Annotated in this window: 10 protein-coding genes; 2 read left to right on the top strand and 8 right to left on the bottom strand. The window is 54.0% G+C overall.

Features of this window, described 5'->3' with window-relative positions; genetic code table 11:
• Window positions 1-13: 13 nt before the first annotated feature.
• The 5 genes from gspG to gspC are packed head-to-tail and all read right to left on the bottom strand — an operon-like array spanning window position 14 to window position 5,835.
• Window positions 14-463, bottom strand: a complete 450-nt coding sequence (gene gspG / locus HP459_RS17260; protein WP_038415752.1) for a type II secretion system major pseudopilin GspG — start codon at window positions 461-463, stop codon at window positions 14-16.
• Window positions 464-466: 3 nt separating this feature from the next.
• Complete coding sequence (gene gspF / locus HP459_RS17265; RefSeq protein WP_171936537.1) at window positions 467-1,675, bottom strand: type II secretion system inner membrane protein GspF; 1,209 nt, start codon at window positions 1,673-1,675, stop codon at window positions 467-469.
• A complete protein-coding gene (gspE, locus tag HP459_RS17270) occupies window positions 1,675-3,153 on the bottom strand; it encodes a type II secretion system ATPase GspE (RefSeq protein WP_171936538.1) in 1,479 nt (492 codons plus the stop codon). Before gspE ends, gspF begins: the two co-directional genes overlap by 1 nt.
• Before the next feature lie 14 nt (window positions 3,154-3,167).
• On the bottom strand, window positions 3,168-5,090 hold the full coding sequence (gene gspD / locus HP459_RS17275) for a type II secretion system secretin GspD (protein WP_023299693.1): 1,923 nt from the start codon (window positions 5,088-5,090) through the stop codon (window positions 3,168-3,170).
• A 13-nt stretch (window positions 5,091-5,103) separates the two neighbouring features.
• Window positions 5,104-5,835: a type II secretion system protein GspC gene (gspC, locus tag HP459_RS17280; RefSeq protein ID WP_032671003.1), complete on the bottom strand. Its 732-nt coding sequence runs from the start codon at window positions 5,833-5,835 to the stop codon at window positions 5,104-5,106.
• Window positions 5,836-6,135: 300 nt separating this feature from the next.
• On the opposite strand from gspC, the gene HP459_RS17285 reads away from it, so the two are divergent.
• Both HP459_RS17285 and HP459_RS17290 read left to right on the top strand, forming a co-directional pair.
• Entirely contained in the window at window positions 6,136-7,698 is a 1,563-nt protein-coding gene (locus tag HP459_RS17285) for an ExeA family protein (RefSeq protein ID WP_063150540.1), read from the top strand.
• Window positions 7,698-8,330: a hypothetical protein gene (locus HP459_RS17290; protein ID WP_045623349.1), complete on the top strand. Its 633-nt coding sequence runs from the start codon at window positions 7,698-7,700 to the stop codon at window positions 8,328-8,330. The genes HP459_RS17285 and HP459_RS17290 overlap by 1 nt, the downstream gene beginning before the upstream one ends.
• Before the next feature lie 3 nt (window positions 8,331-8,333).
• On the opposite strand, the gene HP459_RS17295 is transcribed toward HP459_RS17290, so the two are convergent.
• The 3 genes from HP459_RS17295 to HP459_RS17305 all read right to left on the bottom strand — a co-directional run bounded on the left by HP459_RS17295 (window position 8,334) and on the right by HP459_RS17305 (window position 10,367).
• Window positions 8,334-8,957 carry a helix-turn-helix domain-containing protein gene (locus tag HP459_RS17295; RefSeq protein ID WP_022647582.1) on the bottom strand — a complete coding sequence of 208 codons (624 nt, stop codon included), beginning with the start codon at window positions 8,955-8,957 and terminating at the stop codon, window positions 8,334-8,336.
• A gap of 259 nt (window positions 8,958-9,216) precedes the next feature.
• Window positions 9,217-10,047 (bottom strand): N-acetylmuramoyl-L-alanine amidase, encoded by an 831-nt coding sequence (locus tag HP459_RS17300; protein WP_063163408.1) that lies wholly within the window; start codon window positions 10,045-10,047, stop codon window positions 9,217-9,219.
• Complete coding sequence (locus HP459_RS17305; RefSeq protein WP_003858361.1) at window positions 10,044-10,367, bottom strand: heavy metal-binding domain-containing protein; 324 nt, start codon at window positions 10,365-10,367, stop codon at window positions 10,044-10,046. Before HP459_RS17305 ends, HP459_RS17300 begins: the two co-directional genes overlap by 4 nt.
• Between the last annotated feature and the right edge of the window lie 28 nt (window positions 10,368-10,395).

Genomic DNA, 10,395 nt, shown 5'->3' on the forward strand with positions numbered 1-10,395 from the left:
CGTTGATTTTTCATTACTTCTCGTTCTTATCCAGAGACCAGTTGGTAATGTCATCGGCAGTATTCGCTTCGCCGTCCGGACCCGCAGAGAAAATGTCCACCGCACCGTGTTCACCTGGGCTGACCAGAATATAATCGCTGCCCCATGGATCCTGCGGCAGGCGGCGAATATAGCCATCCGTGCGATAGCCGTTCGGGATTGGTGCGATTTCCGGCTTCGTCACCAGCGCCTGCAAACCCTGCTCTGTGGTCGGGTAGCGGTGGTTGTCCAGCTTATACATATCCAGCGAGCCTTCGAGCGCGACAATATCGCTGGTCGCCTTTTGCGTATCCGCTTTTTCTTTATTACCCATTAAGTTTGGCACTACCATACTCGCCAGAACGCCAAGAATAACAATCACCACCATTAATTCGAGCAATGTGAAGCCCGCCTGGCGAGCCAGGTTTTTACGTTTTAGAGCCATGATTTAACCTACCATATTATTAAGTTGCAGAAGCGGTTGTAATATTGAAAGAACGATGAATAAAACAATCGTCGCCATGGATACCACCAGCGCCGGTTCAAATACCGACAGCGTTAATGTAATTCGATGCTGTAATGCCGATTCCTGATTTTCTGCAGCGCGATCCATTAAATTACCTAATTCCCCGCTCTCTTCACCGGAGGCAATCATATACAGCATGGTGGGCGGGAATAATTTCGCCTGTTCCAGCGCCGCATACAGCGACGCCCCCTGACGTACGGTATCGGCGGCCTGCTCCAGCACCTGCCGGGCATAGAGATTTTCAATACCGTCCATCGCGATATACATCCCCTCCAGCAGCGGCACGCTGCTGGCCTGCAAAATGCTCAGGGTACGGATATAGCGGGCGCTGTTGATGGCGCACACCAGCTTTTTAATCGGCGAGCCGTTCACCAGCCAGCTGTGCCAGCGAAAACGGTTTTTCACGTTTCGCACCCAGGTTTTGAAGCCGACGAACGTCCCCGTCAGGCTGCCGACAATACAGATACCCCAGGCTTGCAGGAAATCACTTACCGCAATCAGCGTCCGGGTGGTGATCGGCAGTTGCTGTTTCATGTGGGTAAACTGCTCAATCACCTGCGGCACCACCGCCACCAGCAGAATGCCGATCACCGCGATAGCGACCACGGTGAGGGTAATCGGGTAGACCATCGCCTGCGTCAGCTTGCTTTTCATCTTCTGGCGCTGTTCGTTGTACTCCGCCAGCTTCTCCAGCACGTCGCCCAGATGGCCGGTCTTCTCACCGGCCATCACCAGCGTGCAGTAGAGTTTGTCGAAGGTGCGTGGAAACTGGCTAAAGGCGTCGAACAGCGTATGCCCCTCGACCACCTTCTCGCGGATCTCCATCACCATCGCCGCCAGCTTTTTATCTTCCGTCTGCTTAGAGATCGCCTTCAGCGCACTTTCCAGCGGCAGCGCGGCGTTCACCAGCGTCGAAAGCTGACGGGTAAACATCGACAGCACCGGGGTAGAGAGTTTCGCCCCGGTTTTCGCTTTCCCGCCTGTCGCCGTTTCGCGGGTTTCGGTGATGCTCACGGGCATCAGCTTTTGCTCGCGAAGCCACTGGCGAACCTGCTTTTGCCCCTCGGCCTGTAACGTCCCGCGCTGGGTTTTTCCCGCGGCACTCGTCGCCGTCCAGGCGTAGAAGGCCATTACGCATCCCCCCCACGCTCGGCGGTGACGCGCATGACTTCTTCCAGAGACGTCACGCCGCCGATCACCTTCAGCAGCCCGTTTTCACGCAGGCTGTAGGCCTGCTTAAAGAGCTGCGTTTCTATGGACATTTCGTCCTTATCTTCATGGATGGCGCGGCGCATGGTACTGTCCACCACCAGAAACTCATGAATACCGGCGCGGCCCTGATAGCCGCTCTGACGGCAGTGTTCACACCCCACCGCGCGATAAATCGCTTTTGGCGGCGCGTCCATAAAGCTGAACAACGCTTTTTCATTGGCATCCAGCGGACTGGTGGTCCGGCAGTGCGTACACAGCCGACGCACCAGACGCTGGGCAATGACACCGAGCAGCGATGAACCGATTAAAAACGACTCCAGCCCCATATCCCGCAGACGGGTTATCGCCCCTGCGGCACTGTTGGTATGCAGCGTCGACATCACCAGGTGACCGGTCAGCGACGCCTGCACCGCGATCTGGGCGGTCTCACCGTCGCGAATTTCCCCGATCATCACCACGTCCGGGTCCTGACGCAGAATCGCGCGCAGCCCGCGGGCAAAGGTCATGTCCACGCGCGGGTTAACCTGCGTCTGCCCCACGCCTTCCAGCTCGTATTCGATCGGATCTTCCACGGTCAGAATGTTGCGCTCGTGACCGTTCAGCGCCGAAAGAATGGCGTACAGCGTGGTACTTTTACCGGAACCCGTCGGGCCGGTAACGAGGATGATCCCGTGCGGGCGGTCAATCAGCCCTTTCAGCTTCTCCAGCTCTTCATCAATCAGCCCAAGCTTGTTGATGTCGGGCTTGAGATTGCTTTTATCGAGCAGGCGCATGACCACGCGCTCGCCGTACTGAGACGGAATGGTCGACACACGCACGTCGATGGCCTTACGGCCAATGCGCAGGGAGATACGTCCATCCTGGGGGAGACGTTTCTCGGCGATGTCGAGTTTCGACATCACCTTGATACGCGACACCAGCAGCGGCGCGAGCTTACGCGCCGGTTGCAACACCGGGCGCAGCACGCCGTCAACACGAAAGCGGATGCTCAGCGTGCGCTCGAAGGTTTCGATATGAATATCCGACGCGCCGTCCTTCACCGCCTCGCCGAGAATGGCGTTGATCAGGCGGATCACCGGTGAGTTTTCGTCGTTATCGAGCAGATCTTCGTTATCAGGGATCTCCTCGGTTAAGGCCATCAGATCGATATCCGCGTCCATGTCGTCCACCAGTTGCTGCGACACGCCGCTGCTCTGCTGCCAGATTTTGGCCAGCATCTCGTCAAACGCTTCCGGCGTCACAGTGACGGGGATGAAAGCACGGCCCAGCACCCGGCGCACCTCCAGCAGAGCATGCGCAGGAGTGTCGTCCCGGATATAGACATCATTGTTGTAAAACAGAACGCCGTTATCTTTTGCGTAGTTGCTGCTACTCAGTGTTTTACTCAGTTCGTCCACGTTACCCCTCCGCGCTATTCTTTAAACGGATTGCGCGTGGCGCTGGTTTTCACCGGTGCGGCGCCAGTGCTTGCAGAGGGAAACGCGGGCAGGACGGCGTTGTCAGTCGGCTCAACAATACCGAGCTTTTTCTCCTCCACTCGCTGCATCTGGCGCACCCGGATCTGGTCATATTTCTCTTTCGAGGCCGCGCTGTAGTTGTCGTCGTCACGCAGGACGGTGGTATGAATAAACACCATCAGGTTGCGTTTGGAAGTATCCTGCGAGGTGTAGCGGAACAGCTGACCGACCAGCGGGATATCGCCGAGCAGGGGCACTTTGGACACGGACTGTTTGGTCACATTTTCCATCAGACCGCCGAGCACCACCGTCTGACCACTGTGGACCATCACTTCGTTATTAATCGTGCGCGTGTTGAAGGTTGGGCCGAGGCTGGAGTCTTCCGTCGCGCTGTTGTCGACACTCGACACTTCCTGCTCAATCTTCAGATGGATCATGTCGCCATCGTTAATCTGCGGCACAATCTTCAGCTTGGTCCCTACGGTTTTACGCTCAACCGAGTTAAAGACGTTGTCGCCGCTGGTGGTTTGCGAACCGGAAAGCACCGGCACATCCTGACCGACGTTGAACGACGCTTCTTTGTTATCCAGCGTGACCACGCTTGGCGTGGAGAGGATGTCATTTTTGCCGTCAGTGGAAAGCGCGGTCACCAGCGCACCGAAGTCACCGTTAAAGAAGCCGGTCGCAAGGCCAGTGAAACTTGCCCCTTTCATGGTGCCATTTTTAATCTGGCTGATTGGCAGGCCGGTGGAGCCAAACTGCACCCCGCCGTGCTTGCTGGTCCACTGCACGCCAAGATCCAGGCCGTTACCGTCCTGCACTTCGGCAATGATCGCTTCCACCAGCACCTGCGGACGGCGAATATCCAGCTTGTCGATCACTTTCTCGAGGGAGTTCATCACGTTAGGCTGTGCGGTGATCACCAGGGAGTTGGTTGACTCGTCGGCGGTAATATTCAGATCGGTTGAGGCGCTCGCGGATTTCGCTTTGGCCGCACCCGGCTTGTCTTTCAGCTGCTCACCAATCCCGGTGAGAACCGGCACCACTTTGGTGGCGCTGGCATACTTGAGGTAGAAGACGCGGGTATTGCCCTCGTTATTCTGCTCACGATCCAGCTGATGAATAAGGGAACGGGTGCGCGCCCGCGCATCTTCCGCGCCGCTGATCACCAGGCTGTTGGTTTCGTCATCCGCGACGACTTTAGTCGCCAGCTGCGGCGCGTTCTGCCCTTTCTGTTCTTCATTGTTGAGGTTATTCAACATCTCCGAGAGTTCTTTGGCGGACGCAAAGCGCAGCGGGATGATTTCGCGACGCTGGATGCCGTCTTTATCGACGCGCTGCACCAGATCCACCAGCCGGTTCACCACCGAGGCTTTACCGGTTAACAGCAGGACGTTGGACGGCTCAAAGTGGACCACGTTCCCGATACCGGTGGCATCGTTGAGCTGACGCAGCAGCGGGGCCAGCTCACGAACAGGCACGTTTTCCATGCGCACCACGCGGGTGATGATCTCGTCACCTTTGCCCGGATTTTTGCTGTCTGCCAGCGGCGCACCGGCGGTACGCGCCACGCTTGAGCGCACCACTTTGACCATGCCGTTGTCCATCGGGATCACCGACAGGCCGTAGAGATCCAGCACGCTCAGAAAGAATTGATAGTACTCATCTTCCGTCAGCACGTTGTAGGTTCGGACCGAGACGGTTCCCTGGACGGACGGATCGACCAGAATGGTTTTATTGAGATTGCGGCCTACCGTATCGATAAACTCGCGAATATCAGTATTTTTAAAACTCGCGCTAAAGTTAGCTGCAAGCAGCGAACTGGAATATAACGACAATGCGGTCAGCGCCACGCACGCCCAGGGAATTTTTTTCATGTCTGCACACTTTTTAATTGTTTAGAACATTAATCCGAATATTTTCAAGGTGAGCGTGACGTCGTACGATGACCTCCGCTTCTTTCATTTTTGACCAGTTGGCAATAATGCTTTTCGCTTTTGCTTCATCGGTCATATCGACAGAGTTAACCTGAACCGCCACATCGCCTTTTACCAGACCTGACTGGCTGTAAAAGGCGGAGGCATTCCTTGGGTTTATCCTGTAGCCTTCCAGTCGGCCCTTTTCAATTATGGGTTTTAACACCAGATAATCATCAAGATGCACACTCTCTGCGCCAACATCTTTTGTCGATTTCGTTACCGGGCCGCTATCCACGCCACCCTTAAAATAGTCCGGTTTATTTAATGCCAGAACCTGCGTAGTACCTTCATAATTAACCACCACATTATCTTTGTTTATTTCCTGAATAAATGCGTCGTTAAATCCAGAGAGAGGTTCACCCTCACGGTAGCTTCTCTGACCGCCTGGCGTTTTGATGACAGCAAAGGAGAGCCAGGCGTCATCGCTGTTCACAATACCTTCGATTTCAGCTGCCAGCGGGGCTTTCACCGCACCCGGTAAGATTTCCTGACGCACGGCTGCCGTAAAAAGCGAAAAGGATTTCTCTTCGCGCGTTTTTTTCAGCGGCTGTTGATCGGCATTAGCCAACTTATTCATAACTTTTTTATAATCTTTAAAGGTGAGATACCCTTGCTGGCCGCAAAAGATCAGCAGCACAAACATAATACAAGGCGTTATCCACCGTGAAAGAAATGAGAACCTCATTTTTTATCCGGCCTATAGCAAAGCAAAAATAAGCAGCGTCATACTGCGCCAATATGGATGAAAATAGTAATAAGCTGGTGCAAATGCGACCACTGACTTCGCCGCTAACTTTCATAAAGAAAAATATTGACCGTATAAAATCCAAATGTTAGACGCTGCCAGCAGGATATTTTTACCCTGCTTGCAAATTGACCGTTCAGGGGCGTTACCTTACTTTCTGATGCTGTTGCTATTCCTAATCAGAGACGGTAAGTCGTTATGTATCAGAGCCACTTTAATTTTAAAAATCCGCCATTCAGATCGATCGCCCGTTTATCCGGGGATTTTCTGGTGCCTTATCATCAGGATGTGTTCAACCTGTTGAAAGAGAAAACCCAGCAGGCGGGAATTATCGGGCTCTTTTGCGACGACGCCCCGCTTCTGGGTCACTTCAGCGATGCGCTAAAAACCCGCCACAGTAACGTCCTTGTTATCAATGCGTTTCCCAAACTGAGTGCCAGTAGCCTGCTGTACAAGCTCAATCCGGTAACGAAAGAGAGCAAGAATCGCCTGCAGGCGGTGGATGCCATCCTGCGCCAGTGGCACGAGGGAAAAGCGAAAACCAGAGTGCTGGTGATTTCACACGCCGAAGCCATGAAAGAGAGCTGCCGTGAAGTCCTGGGTACGCTGCTCACGCGAGCCCAGGAGCTGAACTTCCGGCTCTCCGTGGTGCTGACGGGCACTGCGGATCAGGAAATCCTGCTTAAGCAACCTGAACTGCGCGAATACACACACACTCGTCATGTCCTGCGCCCCCTGACCTGCCGCGAATTCCTGGGCTATGTGCAGGCGCAATGCGAAGAACACGGCTGTGAAAATTCGCCGTTAACGCCGGCCCGCGTGCGCAAAATGCACACGTTGACCAAAGGCAACATCAGCAAACTTAACGAACTGGCGCACCTGTCAATGCTCGCTGCCTGGACGGAACGCGCGTCGCAGGTCAGCCCGCGTCATTTACGCCTGGCGGCGGGAGAGATCCTGCCCGCGAAAAAACACGGTAAGCGTCTGGCAACCGTGGGGCTGTTCGCTTCGGTGCTGTTTGCCGCCTGCGGCTGGTATTTAACCTCGTCCATCAGCGGGCACCTTCCCATCCAGCTGCCGGTCCCCGTCAGCTGGAAACAGCCGACGCGAAAAACGGAGGCGCCCGTGGTGCCGGTTATCGACAATGAAATGGTTAATCAGCCGGATGCGATGCACCAGCTCTATCTGATGTGGGGATATGACGCCTCGGCCGAAGATGCGCTGTGCCAGAACGCCGCTAAAGTGAACCTGATGTGTAAACAGGGGAACGCGTCGCCGGAGACGCTGGCGCAGGAAGGGTATCCGTGGGTCAGTGAGCTGAAAACCAGCGGTCACCTTAACTATGCGGTGGTCGCCAGGGTCGGAGATACATCAATTGACCTGTTAATGAATAACCGGACCTGGCAGGTGAGCCGCAGCTGGTTTAACCGGCATGCGACCGGCAACTTCACCCAGTTGCACCGCCTGACACCGGAAGGAAAAGACGCGATCGGCGCGGCCAGCGACAGCAAAGACATGGCCTGGCTCGATCAGCAGTTAAGCATCGCGCTGAACCAGCCCGAAACGCATGCCCGGATCTGGACCGCAGAGATGATGAAACGCACCCGTGAGTTTCAGCAAAAAATGCATCTGCACGTGGATGGCATCCCCGGCGAAGAAACGCTGATGCAGCTGATGCGCGTAACCAACAGCACGCCGAGCGTACTGATTCAGGCCACCCGCACTACCCCGGACGCAAAAATGCAGGAGAAGAAAGCCTAATGTCGACCATCTGCCTTGCGGCCCAGCGCAGCTATACAACCGGGGAAGCGGTCTGGTTTTCGTACCGCCTCCCCAGCCTGAAAAACGTTTTCGGCAAAACAGCATTATGGATGGTCGGCCTTTGCGCCATGCTGGTTGTCGGCCTGTATATGCATGTCTACTGGAACATGCGCCACCCGGCGCCTGAACCGGTCAACGCCAGCGTTGCCAAACCGGAAACCCAGCTTTCGGAGATGCACTACGTGTACGTGAGTAAACCGTTCCCGCATCCGCAGCCTAAAGCTGCGCCAGTGCCTGTTGATGTTCCACCGATGCAGGATCTGCCGATCATCAGTGATGATGCCGACTGGCAGCAGGCGCCCGACGGCGCGGTGCCGCAAGACCCCTCGCGGGATACCCTACCCGGAACTGAGGCGCATGAGCACGATACCGCCCCCGCCAGCACGAGCAGTGAAGAGTCATCATTAACGGAATTATTTAAACAGGCATTAAAAGAGCAGGAGCAGGATTATTCTCAAGGAAAAATTCCCGCACCGCCGGTTGACGAAACGCAGGATAATTCACAAGCAAGTGTTAAAAACAGTGAAAACAGCCGTTCCCCTTTCAGTGATAAAGGAGACCGGCGGGAGTAGGCATTAATATTTTTCAGGCAGTGCGGTGAGGTTAAGCAGTCGACCTTTTTCCACCACAATATATTGACCTTTTTTCAGATCGGAGAGGATTTTAATAATGGTGCTACGTGCCAGGTTAGTGTATTCCTGAATGTAATCATAAACGTTAATATCACGCTGATGCTGTACAATCAGGTCGTTGATCTCATATAAAAATTCGCGAACAACAGAATATGCGCTGCGAGCGACCAGAATATCATCGCGCTTGCTCATCAGGCATATGTACCAGGAAAGCACTTTTGTCAGTTCAGGCCACAGGTTTTTCTCGGTCATCAGCTGGGCGAAGACCTCTTTCTTGATCGAGCGAACAACCGTATTCGACCGAACAAGGCCGTACATATGGGTGGCGTTGTAATACATCGACGACAGGCCGAAAATGCATTGCCCGGTAACGGTGAACAAGCACAGTTCGTCAGAGTCACGTCGAAATTCGACTTCGCCGCTGACAATAATATGAATTAAACCGGAATCAGCAGTGGAAATCTTCTGCCATTTTTTTAACGTTCTTTCTTCAACGCATGAGGTTGCAGAAATAATTTTTTCCATTTCATGTTGCGGACGTAATTTTTTTCCATAGATGCTTAACATTGTTATACCCGTTTTAAGATGTGATTTTAAAAAACATGGCAACGGCATTCATACCGAACCATAAATATTTTCCTGATGAAAACTCAAGAATAAAAAAAAGAGTAAAGTTTTTTATTCGCTAAATTGCTTAGCGTGCTATGTGTCCATCTTAAATCCGAATAATTTTAAGTCAATTAACTAAAAATGAAATGAGAATGTACTTAGGATTAATCTAATAGAAACTTGCGGAAATATACTCATTTGGGGGTAAGCCAAAGGTTTACCCCTGCCCGTATTTCTCTAAAAGTGCTTCGGCAATCGCCATGGTTTCCACATCCGCGACGCCATTCCATAACTGCGGACGGAAATGCATCTGGAACACCATGATGATGCGTTTTTGCTGTGCAGGCGTGCTGTTTTCTGGCACCTCGTAACCGTAGCGCGCCAGCACATCGAGCAGTGCTGCGGTATCAACCTGCTGATAATGCGGTCGCCCGTTGATATAAAAATTTACCCGCGCCGGTTCAGGCCAGGCTCCGATGCCCTGCTGCGCCAGCTCGCGCCACGGAAACAGCGGGCCAGGGTCGTCTTTACGCTGCGGGGCGATATCCGAATGGGCCACAACGTTCTGCGGTTTAATGTCGTAGCGGGCGATGATGTCTCTGGCAAGCGGGATTAGCGCCGCAATTTGCCCCGGTTCGAAGGGGGTAAAGGTTTTCACACCATCGGTTTTCCGCCAGCCGCGGTTTTCCAGCTCAATGCCGACGGAGGTATCATTTATGCGGTTGGTCCCACGCCAAAAGCTAATACCTGCATGCCAGGCCAGCTCGCTCTCCGGCACCAGCTGCCAGATACGCGGTTTGCCCTGCGGAGCTGGGGGCTTTGCGGGGATGAGATAGTGAGAGCTGACGTTTTTATCGGTTAAGGTCGCAAGCGAGGTGTCGAAATCATCGGCGGTGTAATGGATCACCAGCACCTTTATGCGCGGGTAGGCCGCCTGCGCCTGATGGCGCGTATCAAGTTCGTACGCGCCTTTATCAACAATGCCCTCTTCCGAGGCGCATCCTGCCAGCAACAATGCCAGCAGGAGGGTTGAGAGCGAACGCTTCATCGACGGGTTTTCACCGCCGTGCCGCTTACGCTCACCATCAGCATGCTGGCATCTTTCCCGACCGTTTCGTAGTCGATATCAATGCCCACCACCGCATCCGCGCCCAGCGCTTTGGCCTGCTCGCCCAGCTCCTTAAACGCAATGTCACGCGCTTTACGCAGTTCTTTCTCGTAGGCACCGGAGCGCCCGCCGACGATATCCCGAATGCCGGCAAAGAAGTCCCGGAAGATGTTGGCACCCAGAATCGCCTCACCGGTGACCACGCCGCAGTACTCGGTAATGGGTTGACCTTCCAGGGTTGGTGTTGTTGAAAATTGCATACTTCCTCTCCGTCTTTAGCGTTCAATG

The sequence above is a fragment of the Enterobacter sp. CM29 genome (assembly GCF_013179605.1).
GTDB classification, from domain to species: Bacteria; Pseudomonadota; Gammaproteobacteria; order Enterobacterales; family Enterobacteriaceae; genus Enterobacter; species Enterobacter intestinihominis.